We start from the raw sequence: 24,158 nt of genomic DNA, 5'->3' as shown, positions 1-24,158 counted from the left end.
AGGGAGGCCCCCGCCTGCGCGAGGGTTCACCCGAATGTCTCAGCCGTTCTTGACGGCTTCGTAAGCCCATTCGATCCATGGCAGCAGGCGTTCGATATCCTCTGCCTCGACCGTGCCGCCGCACCAGATGCGCAAGGATGGCGGAGCGTCGCGATAGCCGTTGAAATCATAGCCGACGTGACGTTCTTCGAGCAGCTTGACGATCTTCTTGGGCACCGCAGCCTGATCGTCGGCTGACAGGCTTTCATACCATTCGCCGGTGAATTTCATGCAGACGCCGGTGTTGGTGCGCTTGGCAGGATCGGCGACCATGTTCTTGAGCCACGGCTTGGCCTCGATCCAGTCCTTGACAATCTTGGCGTTACGATCTGCCCGTTCGAACAGCGCAGCGCGCCCGCCGATGGATTTCGCCCATTCGAGCGCGGCGATGTAGTCCTCTGTCGCCAGCATCGAAGGGGTGTTGATCGTCTCGCCGACGAAAATCCCGGCGTTGATCTTGTCGCCCTTTTTCATGCGGAACAGTTTGGGCAGCGGCCATGCGGGATCATAGCTTTCGATCCGCGCCACCGCTTTGGGGCTGAGGATCAACATGCCGTGCTGGGCTTCGCTGCCCATCACCTTTTGCCAGCTGAACGTGGTCGCATCGAGTTTTGGCCAGTCCATTTCCTGCGCGAAAACGGCGCTGGTCGCATCGTTGATCGTCACCCCTTCACGGCCCGGTTCGAGCCAGTCGGTGTTCGGGATCATCGCGCCGCTGGTCGTGCCGTTCCAGGTGAACACGACATCATTGCGCTGCGGAATGGTGGTGAGATCGGGAATTTCGCCATAATCGGCGGAAAGCGTTTGCAAGTTGGGCAGTTTCAGCTGCTTGACCGCGTCCTGAATCCACACATTGCCAAAACTTTCCCACGCCGCAACCGTCGCCGGGCGCGCGGGATCGAGCATGGTCCACATCGCCGCCTCAAGCGCGCCAGTGTCCGATGCTGGCATGATGCCAATCAGATAATCATCGGGCACGCCCAGCAATTCGCGGGTCAGGTCAATCGCATATTTCAGCCGTGCCTTGCCCAGCGCACTGCGGTGCGAGCGCCCCAGCGAATCGGTTTTCAATTTGTCGAGGGACCATCCGGGGAACTTGGCTGTCGGGCCGGATGAAAAATTCGGACACTCAGGTTTGAGCGGGGGCTCATGGAGGAGCCCACGTGCGTAGTCAGTCATGTATTCTCTCCTTACAGAGAGCTCGCGCGGCGTTGGGACCGCGTGGCCCGGGGCCGCGTTTAGAGGCAGCCGGTGACATGTCAATGAACGATGGGGAAATATTCTCCACCCCTCGCAAATTCAAAGCTGCTCGCCTATTGCAAGCCGCGATGGAAACTTCCGATCTCCGCATTGCGCTGTTCAGTGGCAATTACAATTACACCCGCGACGGCGCGAATCAGGCGCTCAACCGCTTGGTGGGATCGCTGCTGGGTAAAGGCGCGGCGGTGCGGGTCTATTCGCCCACGGTAGAAAAGCCCGATTTTGAACCGACCGGTGATCTGATTGGCCTGCCCAATGTGCGGATGCCGGTGAAGGGGCGCGGCGAATATCGCCTGCCTTTGGGTCTGGGCGGCAAAGTGAGCCGCGATCTGTTGAAGTTTCAGCCCAATATAGTCCACTTGTCCTCGCCCGATCCCTCTGGCCACGCGGCGCTGCGCTGGGCGCAGGATCACGATATACCGGTGCTGGCCAGCGTCCATACGCGCTTTGAAACCTATCCGCGCTATTACAAGCTTGCGTTTCTGGAGCCAGTGATCGTTGGGATCTTGCGGCGTTTCTACAATCGCTGCGATGCTCTGGTCGCGCCTTCGCACAGCATGATCGACGAATTGCTGGCGATGAAGATGCACGACGACATCGGCCTGTGGACCCGCGGGGTTGATCGGACTGTCTTTTCCAGCGAGCGGCGCGACATGGAATGGCGGCGCTCCATCGGTTTGGCCGATGATGATGTGGCGATTGTGTTTCTTGGCCGGTTGGTGATGGAAAAAGGGCTGGATGTGTTCGCTGAAACCATCGTCCAACTGCGCCGCCGTCAGATCCCGCACAAGGTGCTGGTGATCGGCGATGGCCCGGCGCGCGGCTGGTTTGAAGAAGCGCTGCCCGGCGGTATCTTTGCAGGGTTCAAGACCGGCGCGGAGCTGGGCCGTGCGCTGGCAAGCGGGGATGTGTTCTTCAACCCTTCGGTGACAGAGACTTTCGGCAACGTGACGCTCGAAGCGATGGCCTGCGGGCTGCCGGTGGTCGCCGCCGGAGCGACTGGCGCGTCGAGCCTTGTCAACGAAGGCGTCACCGGGCGGCTGGTCGCGCTCAAGGGCAAAAAGGGCGCAGAAGCCCCCGACAGCGAAGGGCTGGCCGAGGCCATCGCGCCCTATTGCACCGATCCCGGCTTACGCATGGCGCACGGGGCAGCAGGTGAGGATCGCAGCCGCGAATACAGCTGGGAAGCGATCAACAGCATTGTCGCCGACACCTATATCCGCCTGATCGAAGACCGCCGCGCGCTGCAAGCGGCCGAGGCGGCTGTCGAAGCTGCCGCCTGACGCATCACCGCAAGACGCCCGCGCGCTGCATCCGGCTGGAATAGAATATCAGCAGCAAAGTGACGATCCAAATCACGGCAGAAAAGATCAGCTGAAACGTCTGCGCCGAAGCAGCCAGTTCAGGGTCTGTCACGGGCGGCATGGGCGCGGTCAGACCGTAAATTGTTGAAACAATTAACCCAAGCAGCGAAAGCCCAAACGCGTGCAAGGCAAATTTGCTGCGCAGCAGCAACAGCAACGACCCTGCAACCGCGCCCCAGACACCAAATGCCCAGGCCGCGTCTGCCCAGATCGGGAAGGCATCGTAATAGGCGCTGATCTGTTCGACCGAATTGCCGGTCATATCCGCGCCCTGCTGCAAATAGCTTTCGGAACGCAGCTTGACCTGCACATAGTCGTTTGCCCCGCCACTGTTCCACAGCAGACTGACAATTCCGACCACCCACAGATGCCACGGGGTTTCAGGGCGCCCTCCCAAAACATTGTTCATACATCCCCTCCCAGAAACAGCGCGACCCGTTCCCGGCAAAAGATGTCAGATCGCGCGCGCACCCGCAAGTGCGCGCGCGACCAAAAGGCGATCAGATCCGCTCAATCCGCTTGGCAACTTCGTCGATAATATCGACGATCTTGTCCATCGCATCCTTGTCGAGCTTGCCTGCCCGCGCGCGGTTCTTGAGCACATTGGCGAGGTTGCCCATGGCGCGAAACAGATCGGGCGACCTTACCTTTTCAGCGCGCTCGCCGTGCTGGTCCAGCCGTCCCATCAGGGTTTCGACCTCGGCTTCGCGCTCCGCGAGCTCAGCGCTGCCTTCCTCGGTCACTTTGAACGGCTTTTTGGCATCTTTCGATTTAGCTTCCTCGATCTTGCCTTCATCGGCGAGCATTTGCAGCGTGGGATAGACCGCGCCGGGGCTGGGCGCGTAATCGCCGCCGGTCATATCCTCGATCGCCTTGATCAATTCGTAGCCGTGACGCTCCTGCTGCGCGATCAGAGCCAGCAGCGCGAGCCGCAATTCGCCCGTACCGAACATGCGCCCGCGCCGCTTGCGCCGACCGCCGGGGCCACCAGCTCCGCCGGGACCGCCTTCGCCGCCCTCGCCTTCGTCAAAGCCGCCCCATGACCGGTCCCAATTGCCCGAAGCCGCCATCATAGCGATAACCGGGCCCATCGTGTCCCAGCCGCCCATCCCGGCGCGGCGCGAAAATTTGCGATATTTGTGCCAGGTCATGGCCGTTCTCCTTGCTGAATTGTCTAAACGTATCTTCGATAGGTCAAAGATATATCTTTAATGCCTGCCTGCAAGTGGCGAATGGCAATTTTCTGATAAGCGGCGTATTTGCGCCGACCAATGGCAGACCTGTTTGCAGAAGACACCCCGCCCCCCGTTAGGGCGCAAGGCTCCGATACCGATGCGCCGCTGGCCGACCGGCTGCGTCCGCGCGCGCTGAACGAGGTGATCGGCCAGGAACATCTGACCGGGTCAGAAGGCGCAATTGGACGCATGGTGAGCGCGGGAAAACTGTCGAGCATGATCCTGTGGGGGCCGCCGGGCACCGGCAAAACCAGCATCGCACGGCTGCTGGCGGATGAGGTGGACATGCGCTTCACCTCTATCAGCGCCGTTTTTTCAGGCGTGGCTGACCTCAAGAAAGCCTTTGCCGAAGCGGACAAGATGGCCGCAGCGGGCAAGAAAACGCTGCTCTTCGTGGACGAAATCCACCGTTTCAACCGCGCACAGCAGGATGGTTTCCTGCCCTATGTCGAACGCGGCACTGTGACTTTGGTGGGCGCGACCACAGAAAACCCCAGCTTTGCCCTCAACGCTGCGCTGCTCAGCCGTGCGCAGGTGCTGATCCTTGAACGGCTCGGGCATGATGCACTGGAGCAATTGCTGGCGCGCGCGGAAAGCCTTGAAGGCCCCCTGCCCCTCACCCCCGAAGCCCGCAGCGCCTTGATTGCCAGCGCCGATGGCGATGGGCGGTTTCTGCTGGGGCAGACAGAAACGCTGTATAATGCGGGGCTGGGCCAGCCGCTCGACCCGGCGGCGCTGGGCAAGTTTCTGCAACGCCGCGTCGCCATCTATGACAAGGACCGCGATGGGCATTACAACCTCATCAGCGCGCTGCATAAGGCGCTGCGCGGGTCTGACCCGCAGGCAGCGCTGTATTATCTGGCGCGGATGCTGACGGCGGGGGAGGAACCGCTCTATGTCCTGCGGCGGCTGGTGCGCTTTGCCAGCGAGGACATTGGGCTGGCCGATCCGCAGGCGCTAACGCAATGTCTCGCAGCGAAGGACGCCTATCAGTTCCTCGGCAGTCCAGAGGGCGAATTGGCCATCGTGCAGGCCTGCCTTTACTGCGCCACCGCGCCCAAATCCAACGCCGCCTACGCCGCGCAGAAAGCCGCATGGAAATCCGCCCGCGAAACCGGCAGCCTGATGCCGCCTGCCAATATCCTTAACGCGCCGACCAAGCTGATGAAGGACATCGGATACGGCGCAGGCTATGCCTATGACCACAACAATGATGAAGGCTTCTCCGGTGACAATTACTGGCCCGAGGGGATGGAACCGCAGACCTATTACGCCCCGGTAGAGCGCGGATTTGAGCGGCAAGTGCGCGAACGCATCGCCTATTGGGACAGGCTAAGGGAAGAGCGGCGCGGATGAGAGAGTTCGACCATTTCCTCGCCATCGACTGGTCGGGCGCCAAGGGGGAACGGCATGCTGGAATTGCACTGGCGATTGCTGAAACCGCAGGCCCGCCGGTTCTGGTCAAGCCGCCACAAGGCGGTTGGTCACGCTCCGAAGTCATGGCGATCCTGCGCGACGATCTGCCGGCCAACACGCTGGTCGGCGTTGACCTCGGTATCAGCCTGCCGTTCGGCGATGCAGGCGCGTTTTTCCCCGAATGGGAACGTTCCCCCACCCACGCCAAGAAGCTGTGGGCACTGATCGACGAGATCTGCACCGATGATCCCCATCTCGGCGTGCACAGTTTCCTCCAACATCCGCAGGCCGCGCGCTATTTCCGCCATTCAGCGGATCACGAGGGCGAGCATTTTCACCTGCCCGGTGCGATCACCCGCGAGGGCCGATTCCGCGAATCCGAGATTGCCCAGCGCCGGATGAAATGCCGTCCGGTGAGCAATTTCAACCTCGTCGGCGCGGCGCAGGTGGGCAAGAGCTCACTGACGGGCATGCGCATGCTGCACCAGTTGCGCGGGCATTTACCGGTGTGGCCGATGGACAAGGTGCCCGACCGGATGACGACCAAGGGTGGTTCGCTGCTGGTTGAGATCTACACCGGGCTGGCCTCCAAAGAAGCCGCCACCTCGGGCGGATCGCGCACCAAGCTGCTGACCTATGGCGATCTCAACGCCGCGCTGGAGGCTCTGGGCAGCCCGCCCGTGCGGCACTATGGCGAGGTCGATGACCATTCCTCCGACGCTCTGCTGACCGCCGCTTGGCTGCGTAAGACGGCGGGGGACAGGCGGCGCTGGGAGCCGCGCTTTCTGACCGCAGAAATCGCCTGGACCGAAGGCTGGACGTTCGGGGCGTTTTAGTTTTGCGCTCGCCCATCCGGACGAGCGTCCTCGCTGTGCGCGCAGCAAGCTGCGCCCGCTGCGGGTGGGCGCGCTAGCGATACAGATGCGTGTCGTCGCGGCGTTCTTTACGGTAACCGGTGCTGCGCAAATCCTCCAGCATCGCCTCCCGCCGCCGGTCAGCCTCGGTCTCGACCTTGCGCGCAGGCACTACGGGCCCCTCCATCTCGCGCAGGCCCAGCAGTTCGACGGTCTTCATATTGTGATCGCGGATCAGGCCAGGGATCAGCGCCAGATCAATCAGCAACCAAGGGATCAGCACGACCCAGCCCAATACCGAAAGCAGCAACAGCAATTGCGCCACCCCCGTCCTGGTGCTGCCGGCATAGAATCGGTGCACCCCAAATGCGCCGAGCAAGAACCACAGCAGATAGGCCAGCCCCACCGACTTGCGGTTCGCCTCGATCGCCTGTTGCTTGCGAAGATAATCGTCCATTCCCGATCCCTCTGTTGCCGCCAAGATGTATCTTGAACACGGCCGATTGCAACCCACCCGCCCTCGGAATCGACCAAATGCCGAGAATGTTCGGCAAAGCGCCAGCGGCAGCAAATCAAGAAATTCTGCGCGCAGCACCGGGCGGGCCTAGACACGGCGCGCCATTTGCGGCTAGCGGGCGCTTTCGCTGATTCCGCGCGAGAACATGGGCCGGCTTAGCTCAGTTGGTAGAGCAGTTGATTTGTAATCATCAGGCCGCGGGTTCGACTCCTGCAGCCGGCACCATTTTCAAAGACTTACGGGCGGCGGTTGGTTTTGGTTTACACTCAGTTTACTGGCGTGCGCCGAAAGCCCATTGCGCGCGCTGACCGAACACGACGCGGTTGACGATCAACGCGGTCGCAACCGACAGCATCAGCGTCACCGCCATGCCGTGAATGTAATGCGCAGGCTGCCACCACATGCTCCAGAATGCGTAGAAGGCGACCCCCACGACCACCCCGACCATCGCCGCCGCAGCTTTCACATTGCGGAACGCGAGGCCAACGACAAAGGCGGACAGGATCGGCATGGAAAGCAGGCCGTAAAGCTGCTGCACCGTATTTATCAGGCTTTCCTGACTCGCGAAAAACGGCACCAGCGCCAGCGCCAGCACGCTCATCACGACAGAGACAATCGCACCGAGCCGCCCGACCCGCTTGACCGTGCCGCCATAGGCTTCGTGCAAATCGCACACATACAGTGCGGCGCTGGCGTTGAGGATCGAATTGAACGTCGTCAACACTGCCGCGAACAGCGCCGCCGCAAACGCCCCTGACAGCCACACCGGCAGCACCTCGGCCACGATCATGCCATACGCGCCATCGGAGGGAACGTCGCCGAACAATTTGTAGGAAACGATCCCCGGCACCACCACGATCAGCGGCACGATCAGCAACCGGATCGCCGCCGCTGCCAGCACGCCCTTCTGCGCCTCGCCGATAGTGGGCGATGCCATTGCGCGCTGAGTGATTGTCTGATTGGTGGACCAGTAAAATGTCTGGATAAAGATCATGCCGGTCAGCAATGTGTGCCACGGAATGTCGGAATTGTCGTCTCCGATCAACGTCAGCCGCTCGGGCGGAATGCCGCCCAGATCGAAATTGATCGCCGCCAGCGCAAGATAGACCACCACCAGCGCCAGCCCCAGGATCAGGACGCCAGAATAGGTGTCCGACACTGCCACCGCTCGCAGTCCGCCAAAGATCGCGTAGGATGCGCCAACCACGGCGAGCACCACCGAACAGATCAGCAGATTCTCAATCCCGCCATCAAACCCCAGCATCGAGAGGAAGAAGCGCGAACCGCCATACAGGATTGCGGGCAGGAAAATGAACAGATTGCCCGCCAGAAACAGCACCGAAATCAGCGCGCGAATATGCTTATCGCCATATTTCTTTTGCAGCAACTCGGTCGTGGTGGTGCAATTGTTGGCATAATAGACGGGCAGAAACACGAATGCGAGGATGAACAACCCGACCACAGCGGCAAATTCCCACCACGCCACAAGCAGCATCTGATTGCCGTTCATGCTGACCAATTGATCGGTTGAAAGGTTGGTCAGCGTGATCGAACCGGCGACAAAATACCAAGCGAGCGAACCATTGGCGAGGAAGTAGTCGCGTTCATCGCCGCTCCCTGCCCCGCGTTTCCCCCGGCAATGCAGATAGGTCGCCAGTGCGATAAACCCGGTGATGGCCACAAAGACCGCGACCTGAATGATGCTCATTCCAACCCCTCTGGTGTTTTCCGCGTCTGCGGCGGAATCGGGTTGTCCTAATGCATGTCGTGGCGCATGGCGATGCGCGATGACGCCGTCCTGTGATGATATTCCCGGCTACTTGATCCTGCGCGGCGGGGGCACTTTGCTGGCACTCGAAGCGGCGGTGGGAAATCGTCCCGTGATCCTTTACGCAGGCCCCGATTTGCCCGGAGCCGGGCCAGAAGAATTGGCACTGCTGGCGACCCGCCAACACGCCCCGGGCAGTCCTTTGGAATATCAGCGCGGTTCCATGATGCAGGAAATGGGCGTCGGCGTGACCGGTCCGGCGGGGCTTGCCGGGCACCGGACTGGAACGGGCTTGGGCGCGGATTGGGGCAAGGATTGGGCGCTCGATTTGCGGGTCAGCGCGGTCCGCTGCCCCAGCCCGAATGAGGCCGAACTCGAATGCGAGGACACACGCTGCGGGATTGCGGCAAGGCATATCTTATCGCTTGATCCGTCCAGCGGCGTAATCGCCGTTACCACGCAAATCGAAAATCGCGGGGATAGCGATTTTGCGCTCGAATGGTGCGCGGCGCTGTGCCTTCCCTTCGATGCGCGGCTGACTCGCTTTCTCAGCTTTACCGGACGCTGGGCTGGTGAGTTTCAGATTGAGGAAGTGCCCGCGTTTCAAGGCAGCATTCTGCGCGAAAACAAGGCAGGCCGGACCAGCCACGATGCCTTCCCCGGCGGAATTCTGGCGGCCCCCGGCACCGGCGAGATGCACGGGCTCGCTGCCGGGTTTCACCTCGCATGGAGCGGCAATCACCGCCTGAGAGTGGACCGCCACAGCGACGGGCGCGGCTATGTGCAGGGGGGCGAATTGCTGTTTCCGGGCGAGGTCTGCATGGCCCCCGGAGAAAGCTATCGCACTCCTGAATTTCTGGCGGTCTGGTCGACTGACGGGCTCAATGGAATTTCGCAGCGCTTTCACGAATATCTGAGCGTGGCGGTCCTTCCGAAACCTGCGCTTACCCGCGCCCGGCCGGTGCATTACAACACCTGGGAAGCGGTCTATTTCGCCCATGACGAAGCCGCTTTGATCGAACTGGCCGAGGCAGCGGCAGAGGTCGGCGCAGAGCGGTTCGTGCTCGACGATGGCTGGTTCGGCGGGCGGCGCCATGATGCGGCGGGGCTGGGTGACTGGTGGGTGCCGCGCGATGTCTATCCGTGCGGCCTCGGCCCGCTGGCGGATAAGGTCCGGGCGCTTGGCATGGAGTTTGGCATTTGGTTCGAGCCGGAAATGGTCAATCCCGACAGCGATCTTTACCGCGCGCATCCCGATTGGGTGCTGGGGGTGGATGGCGCAGAAATGGTGCCCGCGCGCCATCAGTTGACGCTTGACCTGACCCGGCCAGAGGTGAGCGAATATCTGCTGGCAAAGATCAGCGCGCTCGTGCGCGAATATGACATTGCCTATATCAAATGGGACATGAACCGCGACACGCATCTGCCCGGCAGCGGCGGACGCGCGGTCATGCACCGCCAGACAATTGCACTTTACGCGCTGCTCGAAAGCCTGCGCGCGGCGCATCCTACGCTGGAGATTGAAAGCTGTGCATCGGGCGGCGGGCGCGCCGATTTCCGCATACTGCGCCATGCGGATCGTATCTGGACCTCTGACAATAACGATGCGCGCGCGCGCCATGCGATCATGCGCGGGGCGTCGCATTTCTTTCCGCTGCGGGTGCTGGGCAACCATGTCGGACCAAAGACCTGCCACATCACCGGGCGCAAATTCGCCATCGCGTTTCGCGCGGGCAGCGCGGTCTTGGGCCATATGGGGATGGAGCTGAACCTGAAGGCCGAGAATGCCCATGATCGGGCGGTGCTGAAGGCGGCGATTGCCTTGCACAAACAACACCGCACGCTGATCCACGAAGGCCGTTTCTGGCGGCTCGATACCGAGCCTGGCACCCAGCTCGTCGGCTGCACTGCGCCGGGCCGCGAGCAAGCGCTGTTTTCCTACACGGTGCTCGAAAGAGGACCGGCCACCCTGCCCGCGCGCATCCATTTCGCCGGAATCGATCCGGATGCGCAATATCGGCTGCGGCTGGTCTGGCCGCCGCACAATCCTTCACTCAGCGCGCCCTCGATTATCGACGCCGGCGATCTAATGGGCAAAGGAATGGTCGTTTCCGGCGCTGCACTGATCGGGCACGGGATTCAGCCTCCGCTGACCTTTCCCGACACTGTGCTGATCTATCATCTTGAAGCGTGTGAGCACCCTGTATGAACGATCACATCCAGCTCGCGCGGTCGATTGGCGGGCGGCCGATCCACCGGCGCAGCTTTACCAAGGCCGATGGCCGGATGCTGCGGCTGTATGGGCGCAGGGCGCATGATCTGGAGCCGTTGCCGCAGCTTGCCGATGATCTCGCACAAGGCGGGGAGCTGCGCTATCATCCCTTGCGCGGCGAGTGGAATGTCTATGCTGCGCACCGCCAGAACCGCACATTCAAGCCCTCCGCCGCCGAAGACCCGCTCGCGCCGAGCCTACCCGGCGGACCCGCAACAGAGATACCTTTCAGCGATTTTGAGCTGGCGGTGTTCGACAACAAATTCGCAGCCTTCCATCCTTCGGCAGCGCGCGCGGCGAACCTTGCCGGAATTGCCGCAGAGCCTGCGCGCGGCGGCTGCGACGTGGTGGTCTATGACCCGGCAAGCACGGGCAATCTGTTCACCATCGGCGCGGATCGCCGGCAAGTCCTGATCGCTGCGCTGATTGACCGCTACGAAGCTTTGTTTGCACAAGGCTGCGATTATGTCCTGCCGTTTGAAAACCGGGGGGACGAGGTCGGCGTGACGCTGCACCACCCCCACGGGCAGATTTACGGATTTGAGCGCGTACCTTTGGTTCAGCAGCGCGCGGCCGATGCCTTTGCGGGCGGATTTGATCTCGCCGGAGAAATCGCCGCCGCCATGCCCGAATACGGTCTTGGCGAGGACGGCGGGATTGCCGCTTTCGTGCCGCGATTTGCCCGCTTTCCCTTCGAAGTCTGGCTCGCCCCGCGTCAGCGCCGCGAAGGGCCATGGGACTGCACCGATGAAGAACTGGAGGGGCTGGCGCATTGGCTGGGCGAAGTGACACGCCGCTATGACGCGCTGTTCGATCAAAGCGCGGCGACCATGATGGCGTTTCATGCGGCCCCGCGCGGCGGGTCAAGCCAATATCACTTTACGGTGCAGTTCTACCCCTTGCTGCGCGCGCCGGGCCGGGTCAAATATCTTGCCTCTGTCGAACAGCATTCGGGCGTCTTTACCGTCGATGTGATGCCAGAGGCGGCGGCAATGGCCCTGCGCGGGGTTTAATATGGCGTTCATTGGAAAGGCCCCGGGCCGCGTCAATCTGATCGGGGAGCATATTGATTACAACGGCGGCATGGTCCTGCCCGCTGCGCTGTCCATCGGGCTGAAGGTGAAACTCACCCCGCGCAGAGATGACACGATGACCATCGCTGCCAATGATTACCCCGAAATCGCCACCCGCCAGATGGATGAATGCGTCAGCGGGCATTGGTCCGACACCGCGCTCGGGGCGCTACGACAGGCGCGGGCTCTGGGCATGATCGCAGGCGGGGCGGATCTGGCGGTGCGTTCCACCATACCGCAGGGATCGGGCCTGTCGTCCTCTGCCGCGCTGATCGTGGCGGTTCTGAAAGCGGCGCGCGCGGCGGGTAATACTGCACTTACGGATACCGCGCTCGCGGTCGAGGCGCGCGCGGTCGAGAATGGCTTCATGGGCGTGCCCTGCGGGATCATGGACCAGATGGCGGTCGCGCTGGCAGAGCCGGGCACGGCTATGGCGCTCAATACAGCGACGCTATCCTATGCCCTGCTCGGCCTGCCGCGCACCCATGCGGTTATGGTGGTGCATTCGGGTCTGACCCGCAAATTGACCGATGGCCGCTATGGCGCGCGCAAGGCCGAATGCGACCGGGCCAAGGCCTATTTCGGGACCGATGATTTGTGCAGGCTGACGCCGGGCGAGATAGCGGCTTCGGCGCTGGAAGAGCCCGCTCGCAAGCGCGCGCTGCATTGCGCCAGCGAGCATCGCCGGGTGCTGGACGCAGTTGCGGCTCTGAAGGCGGATGACATGGCAACACTGGGGCGCGCAATGAACGAAAGCCATGTGTCGATGCGCGACCACTTTGAAATGTCGCTGCCCGCTATCGATGCTCTGGTCACCGATGCGCTGACCTTGGGAGCAGACGGTGCGCGGCTGACCGGCGGCGGGTTTGGCGGCTGCATCGTGGCGATTATCGATCATCAGCGACAATCGCGCTGGCTCGCAGAGCTGCTGTCGCGCCATCCGGCGGCGCGCTTTATCGGCGCGGCCTGAACGCCTTCGCCCGAAATGAAAAGGGGTCAGCCGTCGCAACGACCGACCCCCGTTCTGATTGTCACTCCGATCAGAAGGCAAAACGCGCCGTCGCACGGGCCGAATGCGCATTGTAGCCATCGGCAAAGTCGCCGAGGTACCCTAGCTCAATCGAGAAGGCATCCGATACATTGACATTGGCACCCGCCGCCAGTTCGAGCCGGTCGGTCTGACGCGGCGCAACTGCCACTGCGAAGGTGCCAAGCTGAGCCGAACTGAGCGTGAAGCGGCGCACATCGTCTTCGAGATCGCGCACCGCAGTCCCCCGAACAAATCCGTTCACACCCGGTGAGACCTGCGCGGCGAGTTCCAGGCTTCCGCGCAGTTCGAGGAAATCGGCGTCTTCACGCACCACCCCAAATCCGAAACCACCTGCTTCGACGACGTCATCGAAATTGATGCGCGCTCCGTTGATGCCGACAGATGGCGTGAACGCCACATTGGCATCCGGCAGCAGATCAAACCCGACCACCGCGCTGTATGCGAAGCCGTCGAAATCATAGGCCGAACCGATTGAACCAAACAGCCCAGAGCGGTTTTCGTCGATTTCGCCGGTCAGATAGGCGAGTTCACCATTGACGAAGCCGCGCTCCCCCAGAGTGATCGCGCCATAGGCACCGAATTTGTAGCTCTTGATTTCGGTCTGACCGCGCTGGCCATTGCCCGTCAGGTCGGCATTATCGATATCGGCATAGCTGGCGAGGACGCCGAACCGGCCCATTTCGCCAAAGGCAAAATCACCGCCGACGGTAAAGATCAGCTGATCGCTGTCATAGCCGCCCTGTGATGCCGCAACTCCGTCCTGCTCTGCGCCGCGAACGATGAATTGACCCCATATGCCCGATGTCTCACCCGCAAGATGCCGGTTCAGCGCCTGGCTCGCGGCGCCGGAAGTTTCGAAGATTTCGCGCGCCGCGCCTTCGCTGAGCGAGGGCAAAGCATCGAGCGCGAAACTTTGGAGTTGATCTGCGCCTGCAAGCCCGTTGAGCAGGTCGAAATTGGCCTGACTAAGCGTGCCTGCGGCAACCGCGCCGGTGAGCGCGGCACCAAACGCGGTGACATTGGCGTCGGGAGAATTTGCAAGCGGATTGGCAGCGTTGACCTGCACACTTAGCGACCCGATGATTGGGGTGTAGGCGAGCAGCAGATCGTCATCGAGAATGGTGATCGTCCCGCCATCATTGGTAAAACCCGTGCCATCCTCAAGCACCAGCACCGTTTGGCCGATGAGAGCAAAATCGAGCGGCGTGGCGATGGTCACAATGCCCGTATCGGCGAGGGTGATCGAACCGGTCGCGCTGAGTGTATCGGCCCCGAGGCCAAGGATTACGTTGCCGTCGATTGTCACATCGCCGAGCAGCGTGCGGTCACCGGTGATTGTGAGATCGGTGAGCGTGCCCAGCGTGGTCGCCTCAAATCCGGTCAGATTATCCGCGTCGAGAACGCCGCCAAGGATCGCGGTGTCATTTCCCGCACCGCCGATGATCATACCGTCAACCGATGATGCTGTCCCGGCAAGGATGAAGGTGTCATCGCCCGCTTCGAGATTGACGTTGCCATTGACCGCAGCGCCCATGTTCTGACGGAACTCATCGCTGTTCTCGCCAAGCAGCGCCGCATCGCCGAGGCGACCGGTGATGGTGCCGAAGTTGATGACCGTCTGGCTGCCCATATTGGGGGTTGGCCCATCGATATTGCCGGGCGAGGCAACGATGCCAATGTCACCTTCGATCAGACCACCGGCAAGGTTGGTGATCGTTGCGTCTTCATTGCCGGGGGTCCCCGCATCGACATCGATCCCCGCGTCGAGTTCTGGGGGTCCATCAACGACAGCGGGCGTGCCTTCGGGATCGCTGCTGATCGAGATGATCGTGCCCGAATTGGTGATCGTGCCAGAATTCAGCTCCAGCCCGTCATTCTCACCGCCCCGGATCAAACCGGTGTTGGTGATCGTGACATTGTCCCCGCCGTCGATTGCGTCGTCCTTGGGTGCGATAATCTCGCCATTGTTGACAACCACCAGCCCCGGACCGTCGGCCTCAACCGCTTCGTCAAGCGCGCTGAAGATCAGAGCGCCCGCGTTGTTGGTCAGGGTAAAGTCGGCTTCCCCCTCAATCCCCTTCCAGTCGGAAGTGATCGTCCCGTTGTTGGTCACGGTCAGGCCATCGCCTGCATCCACGATCTTGGTGTCGAAGCCTTCGTTGCTGATCGTGCCGTTGTTGACAATCGTCAGATTGTCGCCGGTCTGGATCGTGTCATCGTCACCGGTGGTGTTGATGGTGCCACCCGCCGCGTTGGTGATGGTCACATCATCGCCTGCATCGATGGCGCGGTCGAACGCCTCGATTGTGCCGCTGTTGGTGATCACCGTGCCATCGAAATCACGGGCATCAATGGCACGCCCATCGGCGGCTGCGATGGTGCCAGCGTTGGTAATCGCAAAGCCATCGACATCGACTTCCACGGCGTCGCCATCATCTACGTTGATCGAACCGTCTTCGGTGAGAGTCAGGCTGCCCTCGCCGTCAATGTTGAGCGTGCTGGTCAAGGCTCCGTCAAGCGTAATATCGCCGCCGAGCACGTCGAATTCGATCCCGCTGGTTCCGGTCAGGATGATCCCGCCGCCCATGTCGAGCAAACGGTTCGTTTCGAAATTCACGAAATTCGTGGTGATAAAGGTCAGGTCGCGGGTGATCGCTTCCATCAGATTGTTGGCAAAGGTCAGCGTGTCATCGCCTGCCTCACCATTGACGATACCGATGGTGACGCCGTTGTTCCATTGTTCGAACACATCGTCGCCATTGCCGAGCAGCGCGGCATCGCCCATGCGCCCTTCGATTGTCCCGAAATTGACGATGGTCTGAACACCGTCATTGGTGTCAGGAGCATCTTGATTGCCGGCGCTGGTGTTGATCCCGATATCGCCGCGGATGATCCCGCCTGCAAGGTTGGTGACGGTGCCGTCTTCGCTCGCGCCCATTGTCTCGGTCGCGTCAAAATCGATGGCTGCATCGAGTTCGGGAACAGTCCCGCCGATCACCAAAGAACCGTTGGGATCGCTCGAAAGGCTCTCGATAGTGCCCGAATTGGTGATCGTGCCAGAATTCAGCTCCAGCCCGTCATTCTCACCGCCCCGGATCAAACCGGTGTTGGTGATCGTGACATTGTCCCCGCCGTCGATTGCGTCGTCCTTGGGTGCGATAATCTCGCCATTGTTGACGACCACCAGCCCCGGACCGTCGGCCTCAACCGCTTCGTCAAGCGCGCTGAAAATCAGAGCGCCCGCGTTGTTGGTCAGGGTAAAGTCAGCTTCCCCCTCAATCCCCTTCCAGTCGGAAGTGATCGTCCCGTTGTTGGTCACGGTCAGACCGTCGCCCGCGTCGATGATCTTGGTGTCTTCGCCTTCGTTGCTGATCGTGCCGTTGTTGACAATCGTCAGATTGTCGCCGGTCTGGATGGTGTCCGCATCGCCGGTCGTGTTGATGATGCCGCCTGCTGCATTGGTGATCGCGGCATCATCGCCCGCGTTGATTGCGCGGTCGAACGCTTCGATTGTGCCGCTGTTGGTGAGGGTAAAGCCGTCGTCAACGTCAATCCCGCGGGCACCGTCTCCGGTTGCGGTGATCGTGCCGGAATTGGTCAGTGTAAACATGTCGCCGACATTGATTGCATCGGCGTCTTCGCCTTCGGTCGTTATTGAGCCGCTGTTGTCGAGCATGCTGTTGTCGTCCGCCAGAACCCCAAACGCATCGTCCCCTGACGTGGCGATCATGCCGGTGTTGACGAGAACTGCATCAACACCGGTTGCAATGCCTTCAGCACCAATACCCGACGTGACGATGTTGCCATTGTTGGTGATGCTGGCGCGATCATTGGCAAAAACTCCTTCAGAAGTATTGCCGAAAGTCTGGATCAGTCCATCATTGGTTACATCCGCGTCATTGCCCAAGCGGATACCCGCAGACAGTGCGCCTTGCCCGTCGACGATGATCGAACCCGTCACGGAGTTCATGACCGTGATGTTGTCGCCGGAAACGACAGCATTGAGGCCAACGACGCCAAAGGTATTGAACCCCGCCAAGGCGATTAAGCCGTTATTGACAAATGTTGAGCCTTCACCCGTCTGAACCCCGATACCGCTTGAACCGGGGTCGGAAATAATGCCGTTATTGGTGATCGCGCTGTCCGCACCGGTGATGATAAAGCCGTTGAAGGTCGCATCGCCGCCGATGAAGCCGTTGTTCACCACCGCAGCGGAAGTTCCCAATTCAAGTGCGCTTTGCGTTCCGTCGCTGACAACAAAATCGCCATTGATGGTTGCATTGACAGAGTCGCCTAGCTGGATCTCACCCTGAACCTGAGCGCCCTCTTCAACCGTCACGACCACGTCGTCGATGTCCTGCTGGAACCCGTCTGCATCGGTGCCGGGGCCGCAAATCAGCGTGTTCGGCATCGCCATCGTGTCGAGCGCGCATTCCGCCGATTCGGCGGGTGCCATCGGTGCCATCGGGGTCGGAACCATATCGACCGGTTCGGGCGGCGTTGGGGCCATGTCCTGAGCAAGCCCAGCGGTCGCAAGGCCAGCGGTAAGTGCGAGGGCCGATGCGCCGCCAAAGGCACGGATTTTCGTCGAAGCAAGCAAGGTCATATCACGTCTCTCAAATAGGGATCAGGGAGTGCGAATTGTTTTTGGAAAGTCACACGCCGCGCAGGCGTGCGCTTTTGCGCCCTTGTAGGGGACTGAATTATGCTGCGATTATGACGCCGGGATGAATCCCGCTTCCCGTTCAACGGGGCGAACAAAAAATATGCGATTCTATGAGGTTAAGGGTAGCGGGGCGAGACCTGCCTTTACCCGCGCCCGCGGTATCCTGCGACGCCCTGGTCGGGGACCCACAATCCTTCAGGCGGCGCGCCGCTTTGCCAGAACACATCGATCGGAATGCCGCCACGCGGATACCAATAGCCCCCGATCCTGAGCCATAGCGGCCGCATTTCGCGCATCAAGCGCGTCCCGATTCCCACTGTCACATCTTCGTGAAAGCCGTTGTGATTGCGAAAACTGCCTAGAAACAGCTTGAGACTTTTGGATTCCACAATGGTTTCTGCGGGCGCATAATCTATCACCAGATGCGCAAAGTCGGGCTGGTTCGTCACCGGGCACAGCGAGGTAAACTCAGGCGCGGCAAAGCGCACAAGATAAAGCGCGCCCGCCTGCGGATTCAAGACATAATCAAGCCGCGCCTCCTCGGGCGACCGGGGCAAAGGTGTGTCCTTGCCCAGATATGCGGGCGCTGCACCGGGCGTCTGGGCGGCGTTATCAGGTGTGCTTTCCATGCCGCGCTGTTGCCGCGAAAGGCGGCGGGTTGCAAGCGAGGAACTGGACGCGGCGATTTTGCGATCTATGTGAGGGGCAATGGCTGGAGCAGCCGCGCTGTCCTTGCGCGGTGCTGCAGCCAGCGATCCGGCGATACTTTGCCCGGAAATGTGTTGCCCAGACTGATAATGCCCCGGCCCCGATAGCTCATGATCCGCGCGACAATCTTGCCCATTTCGAAATTCACCAACCCCGAACCGTTGGCGCGAATTGCGGTGCCCAAATTGGCAAGAGGTAAACGTGCCGCTGCGGGCATATTGGCTTTGGCCGTCGCAGGAGCGGGAATGGGTCAGCCGTTGCAGGCGCAGTCATCGCCCGGCAGCTTTTCGCTTCCCGCTCCCAGTCCCAGCCCCACCCCCGCCCCGCAAGGTCCCGCAGATGAACGCGCCGGGGTCCGCATTGGCCCGCGCGTGATCCGGGAAACGCCAGCGCCGTCGCCTGCACCGACAAGAGCGTCCGCGCAAGCACCAACGCCCTCACCAACGCCCGCGTCAACTTCGGAACCCACACCCACCCCAGCCCGCACATCGGCACCCACTGCATCGCCGCGAACGGTGCCGACGCCTGCACCTTCTCCAACACGCGCGCCGGTCCGCGCCCCGGCGGACCAAACCCCTGCGGCGCGAAACCCGTCACCTGCATCTGCTGCGCCCTCGCCCCGCGCAGCACCCGCAGCCGCAGCCGAACCGAGTTTTGACCCTGATCTCGACAGGGATTTGTTCAGGGATGAAGGCAGCGCGCCTATCGGACCTGACGATTGGTATAGCGTCACTCCAGATGGCGAAACGGGCTCCGCGGCAGAGACCGGTGCCAGATCGGGCACCACTTCCCCCGCTCCAAATTCCATTGCCAATTATGCCGACGCTGATGCGATTTCGATCCGCAACCGGGTCTATATCGGTTTGGCATTGATTGCGCTGCTAAGCGCAGCGCTCGGCTGGCTGTTCTGGCGGCGGCGAAGGCAGGAAAAACTGCTGGGACAGGAGGATACCCCTTCGCTGGCGTTTGGGGTACACAAAGTCATCAAGCAGACCGCGGCTGGCGAAACGGAGGCCGAACCGATCCCTGCACCTGTCGATCCCGCACCCAAGCCTGCCGCTGCTCCTGACGAGAAACAAGCCGCGACCACCGGCGAACCTGCACGGATTGATCTGACGCTGGAAATCATCTCCGCATCCCGCAGCGTGATGATGTTCACGGTTGAGTTTAGGCTGGATATTGCCAATCGTTCCGACGCGGCACTGCGCGACCTTAATGTTGCCGCTCAGCTTGCCTGCGCCCAACGCGGCGCGGCCAATGCTGCGCCGATTGCGGCTGGTCAGCCGATTGCCGAAATTGACCGGATCGGCCCGTATCAAAGCCGCCGAGTGACCGCGCAATTGCGACTGCCGCTGACCGAAGTGCAGAGCATCCGGCAGGGTTCCCGGCCGCTGTTCATTCCGCTGCTGCATATTACGTTGGAAGGCGCCGGGCAGCCGGTGACCAGCCGCAGCTATGTCATCGGCACCCCCAGCGCCACCAGCCAGTCACGAGTCCACCCGCTTCCACTTGATGGTCCGCCGGGCGGGCTTCCGGGGCTGCGCGCGCATTCGATCAAGACCGAGGTTTCGCAAGGAACCCCGACCTGACCCTTGGCGCATGCGCATAGGCACGCTAGCAAGAGCCTATGGTTTCTGCGTTTCCCAGCCTCGTTTCGGCCCAATGGCTTGCCGATCATCGTCATGAACCCGATGTGGTCGTGATCGATGCCTCGCGCCACTTGCCCGCTGCTGGCCGCGATCCGCACGCTGAATTTGCGGCGGGGCATATCCCCGGTGCGCGGTTTCTTGATCTGGCGAGCTTGACCGACGCTTCATCGCACGTGCCCGCTGCGCTGCCCAATACGGCGCAACTCACTGAGCGGCTGGCGAGCCTTGGCGTGGAGCCCGGATCTCGCATTGTTCTGTATGACGATAGCTACGTGAAAACCTCGGCACGGGCGTGGTTTGCGCTCTGGTCGCATGGCGTGGATCAGGTTGCGATCCTCGACGGCGGGCTGGCCAGATGGCGCAGCGAAGGGCGGGCGCTCGAAACCGGAGAGCCGGAACCCGGCCACGCCGCGCCGATAACCTTGACCTCTGCAACAGGCATCCGGACCAAGACGCAAATGCTCGCCAATCTGGAGACTTGCGCCGCGCAAGTGCTCGACGCGCGCGGCGCAGACCGGGTTTACGGTGCAGGGATTGATCCGGTGCATGGCGGACAAAACGGGCGCATCCCCGGCTCGCTGAACCTGCCCTTTGGCCAAGTGTTCAATCCGGATGGCACGTTCAAACCGGTGGCAGAATTGCGCGCCGTTTTCGCGGCGGCAGGCGTTGACCTGAACCGCCCGATTGTCACCACTTGCGGCAGCGGAGTGACAGCCAGCGTGCTGTTGTTCGCGCTGCATCTGGCTGGGGCGCACGACACCGCATTGTATGATGGCAGCTGGCAGGAATGGGAAGCCGATCCCGCCACCCCCAAGGCGCAAGGGCCAGCATGAACGGGGACAGGAAATTGCGCTCTGGCACAAGGGTCGTCCGCGCGGGACGGCGCGAGGAATGGACTGGGCCGGTGGTCAATCCCCCCGTCTGGCGCGGATCAACCCATCTCTATGCCACTGAGGCAGAGCGCAAAGCCGCGCTAAAATCCAACCAGGATGGCGATTTCTTTTACGGCAGGCGCGGCGCGCCGACGCAGTGGGCGCTGGCCGAAGCGCTTACCGAAATCGAGCCCGGCGCGCACGGCACTGTGCTCTATCCCAGCGGGGTTGCGGCGATAGCGGGATGTTTGCTCGCGGTGCTCAAGCCCGGCGATCATCTGCTGATGGCGGACAATGCCTATGATCCCTCGCGCAGCATGGCGAGCGGGCTGCTGGCGCGTATGGGGGTGACACACGCTTTCTTCGACCCGCTTGATCTGCCCGCATTTGCCGCGCTGACCGCTGAACGGACGCCGCGCGTGGTGTGGCTTGAATGCCCCGGCAGCCTGACGATGGAGGTCTGCGATATTCCTGCCTTGACCGCGATGGCGCGCGAGGTCGGCGCGGTCAGCCTGCTCGACAACACCTGGGCGAGCGCGCTCGGATTTGCCGGCCTGTCACATGGCTGCGACATTGTGATGCAGAGCCTGTCGAAACATGTCGGCGGCCATTCGGACCTGATGATGGGATCGGCCAGCGCGGGCGAAAGCTGGTACCGCGCGCTGCGCCGCACTGCGCAGGAACTGGGTCAGGTCGTCTCCCCTGATGACGCAGCGCTGGCCGCGCGCGGACTGCGCACTATGGCGCTGCGGCTACAGCAAACGACGGCAAGCGCGGTGCGAATAGCGGGCTGGCTGGCGGAGCAACCACAGGTCGCGCAGGTGATGTGCCCAATGCTCGAAAGCGACCCCGGCCATGCATTGTGGCGGCGCGATTTTATCGGCGGCTGCGGCCTGTTCAGCTTTGCCTTGGCGAGCGATGATCCCGCCGCCTCGGGCCAGGTGGTCGATGCCCTGGAACACTTCGGCATTGGTTACAGCTGGGGCGGCTTTGAAAGCCTTGCGCTGCCGATCTATCCGCAACAATTCCGCAGCGTCATGACGCCGCTGATGGGCGACAGGGGCATTGGCCCCCGCCCCGCTATCCGTCTGTCTATCGGCCTGGAACATCCCGAAGACCTGGTCGCAGACCTCGCTCAGGCGCTTGCCCAATTGGAAATCCCATGACTGCCTCTGTTACCCCTGCTGCGACACCTGATCCCGCTGACCCAGCCGAAACGGGTTCGCCAGCGGCAGAGGCCGCCGACATGGCGACGCCTGCGCCGCAGGACATGCCCATCGATGTGCCGACTTCCTCGGTCGAAGTGGTAGAGGCCACCGACAATCTGATCGCGGGGGTTGGTGAAAAGAGTGAGACGGCAGGGGCCGTTTTGCAGTCTTTGCAGACCTTTGCTTTTGAATTGGGCAATTTCCGGATTTCCTTGCTCGACGTCGTTCTGGTGATCGGCGTCATAACATTGGTCATCACCGCCGCATGGGCCGCAACCCGGATCAGCCGCAGCTTGATCAGGCGCATATCGCAGTTCGACAGCACGCAGAAACTGCTGGCTGAAAAGCTCAGCACGATTGCGATCTGGGCGCTTGCATTTCTGATCGGGATTGATTTGCTCGGCATCGACCTCACTGCGCTGGCATTTTTTGGCGGAGCATTTGGTCTTGCCATCGGTTTTGGCCTGCAGAAGACCTTCGGCAATCTGATTTCCGGCATCCTGCTGCTGCTGGATAAATCGATCAAGCCGGGCGACGTGATTTCGGTGACCGATCAGGCGGGCAACGAAGCCGTTGGTCAAATCCGCAAGATCGGCATTCGCGCAATCTCGGTCATCACCCGCGACCAGACTGAGCATCTTATTCCCAATGAAAATCTGATGATTAATCAGGTCGTTAACTGGTCCTATTCCTCACGCGATGTGCGGGTAAAGGCGCCGGTCGGCGTATCCTATGACAGCGATCTGGAGCTTGTGACGCGGCTGCTTTACCAATCGGTAGCCGACACCAAACGGGTGCTCAAAAATCCCAAACCGCGCGTCAACATCATGGAATTTGGCGACAATTCGGTCAATTTCGAAGTGCGCTTCTGGATACAGGACCCAGAGGGAGGGATCGCCAATATCCGTAGCGATGTCTACATGCGCATCTGGCAATTGTTCAAGGAACATGAGATCGAAATCCCCTTCCCTCAGCGCGACCTGCATTTGCGCTCCTCCAAACAGCTCGACCAGCTGGTTGAGCTGATGGCGGCAGGCAAACTGAGCAGGGATTAGAGCTCCAAAACTGCTGCTAAGGGGGGTGCAAAAGCTTTGCTTCAGCATCCCCAACCCATTCTCGCTGGTGCTAAAGGGCGCGGCGCGCCATTTCGGCCCGCATGAGCACAGGCACGATCTTTCTGGTGGGTGCGGGTCCGGGCGATCCTGACCTGTTGACGCTGCGCGCGGCGCGGCTGATCTCGCAGGCTCGCGTCATTGTGCATGATGGGTTGGTGAGCGATGAAATCCTCGCCATGGCGCGGCCTGACGCGCGGCTGATCTCGGTCGCCAAAAGCCGCGCACGGCACACTTTGCCGCAGGACGACATCAATATGTTGCTCGTGCACGAGGCGCTGGCCGGGCATGACGTGGTGCGATTGAAAGGCGGCGATCCGCTGATTTTCGGACGCGGCGGCGAAGAGGCGGAACTTGCCCGCGCTTACGGCGTCCCGGTTGAAATCGTTCCCGGGATTTCCGCTGCCAATGGCGCGGCTGCGGCAGCGCAAATCGCGCTGACCCACCGCGACGCTGCGAGCATCGTCAGCTTTGTCGCCGGACAGTGCAAGGGATTGTCGGATCAGGACTGGTCGGGACTGGCGGGCAAAGGCCGCACGCTGGTCATCTATATGGGCGTCAAGACCGCACCGCAAATTGCGGAAAAGCTGATGGCTGATGGCCTTGCGCCCGATATGCCGCTGGCGGTGATCGAAAACGCCGCGCGCCCGGAAATGCGCGTGGTGCGCGGGCTGCTCGCCAGCCTGCCCGATCTGGTGAAGCGCGAGCGCATCAAGAGCCCGGCGATGATCGTGATCGGCGATGTGACCGCGCGCGACAATTTGACGCTTGCGCAGACCGCGATGGAAGCAGCACGATGAAAATCCTCACCGGAAATGACCTCAAGACCGGCGCGGTTGTCTGGTGGGACGGGGCCGACTGGTCGCTCCACATCGACGCTGCCGCCGATGTCGGCGATCACGGCGCAGAAATCATGGCCCGCGAAGAGGCGCTGCGGCGCGTCAACGTGCCCTACATCATCGAAGCCGAAGCCAATGAAGCCGGAGTGCGGCCCGCGCATATCAAGGACCGCATCCGCGCGCTTGGTCCCACGGTCCGGCCCGACCTGACGCTGAAACCCAAAGACCCCGAAGCCATCGACTGGGTGATCTGAC

General features: G+C 61.5%; 21 protein-coding genes and 1 tRNA gene. 13 read left to right on the top strand and 9 right to left on the bottom strand.

The features are described 5' to 3' along the window. Positions 1 to 39: 39 nt before the first annotated feature. On the bottom strand, positions 40 to 1,218 hold the full coding sequence (locus ACM64M_RS04480; protein WP_416227465.1) for a phosphoserine transaminase: 1,179 nt from the start codon (positions 1,216 to 1,218) through the stop codon (positions 40 to 42). 149 nt (positions 1,219 to 1,367) lie between these two features. On the opposite strand from ACM64M_RS04480, the gene ACM64M_RS04475 reads away from it, so the two are divergent. Then, positions 1,368 to 2,582, top strand: coding sequence for a glycosyltransferase family 4 protein (locus ACM64M_RS04475; RefSeq protein ID WP_416227464.1), 1,215 nt, complete (start codon positions 1,368 to 1,370; stop codon positions 2,580 to 2,582). A 4-nt stretch (positions 2,583 to 2,586) separates the two neighbouring features. Here the strand turns inward: ACM64M_RS04475 and ACM64M_RS04470 are convergent, their stop codons facing one another. Beyond that, complete coding sequence (locus ACM64M_RS04470) at positions 2,587 to 3,072, bottom strand: hypothetical protein (RefSeq protein WP_416227463.1); 486 nt, start codon at positions 3,070 to 3,072, stop codon at positions 2,587 to 2,589. A 91-nt stretch (positions 3,073 to 3,163) separates the two neighbouring features. After that, positions 3,164 to 3,814 carry a PadR family transcriptional regulator gene (locus ACM64M_RS04465; protein ID WP_416227462.1) on the bottom strand — a complete coding sequence of 217 codons (651 nt, stop codon included), beginning with the start codon at positions 3,812 to 3,814 and terminating at the stop codon, positions 3,164 to 3,166. Positions 3,815 to 3,934: 120 nt separating this feature from the next. Between ACM64M_RS04465 and ACM64M_RS04460 the strand changes: the two genes are divergently transcribed. Further along, complete coding sequence (locus ACM64M_RS04460) at positions 3,935 to 5,254, top strand: replication-associated recombination protein A (protein ID WP_416227461.1); 1,320 nt, start codon at positions 3,935 to 3,937, stop codon at positions 5,252 to 5,254. Next, the gene (locus tag ACM64M_RS04455; protein WP_416227460.1) at positions 5,251 to 6,150 is read left to right on the top strand and encodes a hypothetical protein; all 900 of its coding nucleotides are present in this window, start codon (positions 5,251 to 5,253) and stop codon (positions 6,148 to 6,150) included. Before ACM64M_RS04460 ends, ACM64M_RS04455 begins: the two co-directional genes overlap by 4 nt. 73 nt (positions 6,151 to 6,223) lie before the next feature. Here ACM64M_RS04455 and ACM64M_RS04450 read toward each other — a convergent pair whose 3' ends face one another. Continuing rightward, positions 6,224 to 6,625: a TM2 domain-containing protein gene (locus ACM64M_RS04450; protein ID WP_416227459.1), complete on the bottom strand. Its 402-nt coding sequence runs from the start codon at positions 6,623 to 6,625 to the stop codon at positions 6,224 to 6,226. A 209-nt stretch (positions 6,626 to 6,834) separates the two neighbouring features. Between ACM64M_RS04450 and ACM64M_RS04445 the strand changes: the two genes are divergently transcribed. Continuing rightward, positions 6,835 to 6,910: transfer RNA gene (locus tag ACM64M_RS04445), tRNA-Thr, on the top strand. Between the two features lie 46 nt (positions 6,911 to 6,956). Here ACM64M_RS04445 and ACM64M_RS04440 read toward each other — a convergent pair. After that, complete coding sequence (locus tag ACM64M_RS04440; protein ID WP_416227458.1) at positions 6,957 to 8,393, bottom strand: SLC5 family protein; 1,437 nt, start codon at positions 8,391 to 8,393, stop codon at positions 6,957 to 6,959. Between the two features lie 79 nt (positions 8,394 to 8,472). Here ACM64M_RS04440 and ACM64M_RS04435 point away from each other — a divergent pair, with 79 nt between their 5' ends. The 3 genes from ACM64M_RS04435 to galK are packed head-to-tail and all read left to right on the top strand — an operon-like array spanning position 8,473 to position 12,768. Then, a complete protein-coding gene (locus ACM64M_RS04435; RefSeq protein ID WP_416227457.1) occupies positions 8,473 to 10,662 on the top strand; it encodes an alpha-galactosidase in 2,190 nt (729 codons plus the stop codon). Continuing rightward, on the top strand, positions 10,659 to 11,738 hold the full coding sequence (locus ACM64M_RS04430; protein WP_416227456.1) for a galactose-1-phosphate uridylyltransferase: 1,080 nt from the start codon (positions 10,659 to 10,661) through the stop codon (positions 11,736 to 11,738). Before ACM64M_RS04435 ends, ACM64M_RS04430 begins: the two co-directional genes overlap by 4 nt. 1 nt (position 11,739) lies before the next feature. Then, positions 11,740 to 12,768, top strand: coding sequence for a galactokinase (gene galK, locus ACM64M_RS04425; protein ID WP_416227455.1), 1,029 nt, complete (start codon positions 11,740 to 11,742; stop codon positions 12,766 to 12,768). A 70-nt stretch (positions 12,769 to 12,838) separates the two neighbouring features. Here galK and ACM64M_RS04420 read toward each other — a convergent pair whose 3' ends face one another. The 4 genes from ACM64M_RS04420 to ACM64M_RS04405 form a co-directional block, all read right to left on the bottom strand. Next, positions 12,839 to 17,455 carry a beta strand repeat-containing protein gene (locus ACM64M_RS04420; protein ID WP_416227454.1) on the bottom strand — a complete coding sequence of 1,539 codons (4,617 nt, stop codon included), beginning with the start codon at positions 17,453 to 17,455 and terminating at the stop codon, positions 12,839 to 12,841. A gap of 203 nt (positions 17,456 to 17,658) precedes the next feature. Continuing rightward, positions 17,659 to 18,144, bottom strand: a complete 486-nt coding sequence (gene queF, locus ACM64M_RS04415; protein ID WP_416227453.1) for a preQ(1) synthase — start codon at positions 18,142 to 18,144, stop codon at positions 17,659 to 17,661. Positions 18,145 to 18,209: 65 nt separating this feature from the next. Continuing rightward, positions 18,210 to 18,371, bottom strand: a complete 162-nt coding sequence (locus ACM64M_RS04410; RefSeq protein ID WP_416227452.1) for a hypothetical protein — start codon at positions 18,369 to 18,371, stop codon at positions 18,210 to 18,212. A gap of 102 nt (positions 18,372 to 18,473) precedes the next feature. Further along, positions 18,474 to 19,031, bottom strand: coding sequence for a hypothetical protein (locus ACM64M_RS04405; RefSeq protein ID WP_416227451.1), 558 nt, complete (start codon positions 19,029 to 19,031; stop codon positions 18,474 to 18,476). 55 nt (positions 19,032 to 19,086) lie between these two features. Here ACM64M_RS04405 and ACM64M_RS04400 point away from each other — a divergent pair, with 55 nt between their 5' ends. The 6 genes from ACM64M_RS04400 (at position 19,087) to ACM64M_RS04375 (ending at position 24,157) form a co-directional block, all read left to right on the top strand. After that, the gene (locus ACM64M_RS04400; RefSeq protein WP_416227450.1) at positions 19,087 to 19,812 is read left to right on the top strand and encodes a hypothetical protein; all 726 of its coding nucleotides are present in this window, start codon (positions 19,087 to 19,089) and stop codon (positions 19,810 to 19,812) included. Between the two features lie 38 nt (positions 19,813 to 19,850). Then, on the top strand, positions 19,851 to 20,705 hold the full coding sequence (locus ACM64M_RS04395) for a sulfurtransferase (protein WP_416227449.1): 855 nt from the start codon (positions 19,851 to 19,853) through the stop codon (positions 20,703 to 20,705). After that, a complete protein-coding gene (metC, locus tag ACM64M_RS04390; RefSeq protein ID WP_416227448.1) occupies positions 20,702 to 21,910 on the top strand; it encodes a cystathionine beta-lyase in 1,209 nt (402 codons plus the stop codon). Before ACM64M_RS04395 ends, metC begins: the two co-directional genes overlap by 4 nt. After that, positions 21,907 to 23,007, top strand: a complete 1,101-nt coding sequence (locus ACM64M_RS04385) for a mechanosensitive ion channel family protein (RefSeq protein WP_416227447.1) — start codon at positions 21,907 to 21,909, stop codon at positions 23,005 to 23,007. Before metC ends, ACM64M_RS04385 begins: the two co-directional genes overlap by 4 nt. Positions 23,008 to 23,108: 101 nt before the next feature. After that, positions 23,109 to 23,864: a uroporphyrinogen-III C-methyltransferase gene (cobA, locus tag ACM64M_RS04380; protein WP_416227446.1), complete on the top strand. Its 756-nt coding sequence runs from the start codon at positions 23,109 to 23,111 to the stop codon at positions 23,862 to 23,864. Further along, complete coding sequence (locus tag ACM64M_RS04375) at positions 23,861 to 24,157, top strand: DUF2849 domain-containing protein (RefSeq protein WP_416227445.1); 297 nt, start codon at positions 23,861 to 23,863, stop codon at positions 24,155 to 24,157. The genes cobA and ACM64M_RS04375 overlap by 4 nt, the downstream gene beginning before the upstream one ends. The last annotated feature ends 1 nt before the right edge of the window (position 24,158 follow it).

Origin of the sequence: Qipengyuania sp. ASV99, from assembly GCF_047872805.1 — a bacterium.
Lineage (GTDB): Bacteria > Pseudomonadota > Alphaproteobacteria > Sphingomonadales > Sphingomonadaceae > Erythrobacter.
The sequence above is the reverse complement of the archived record's forward strand: the minus strand, read 5'-3'. Positions and strand labels throughout refer to the sequence as shown.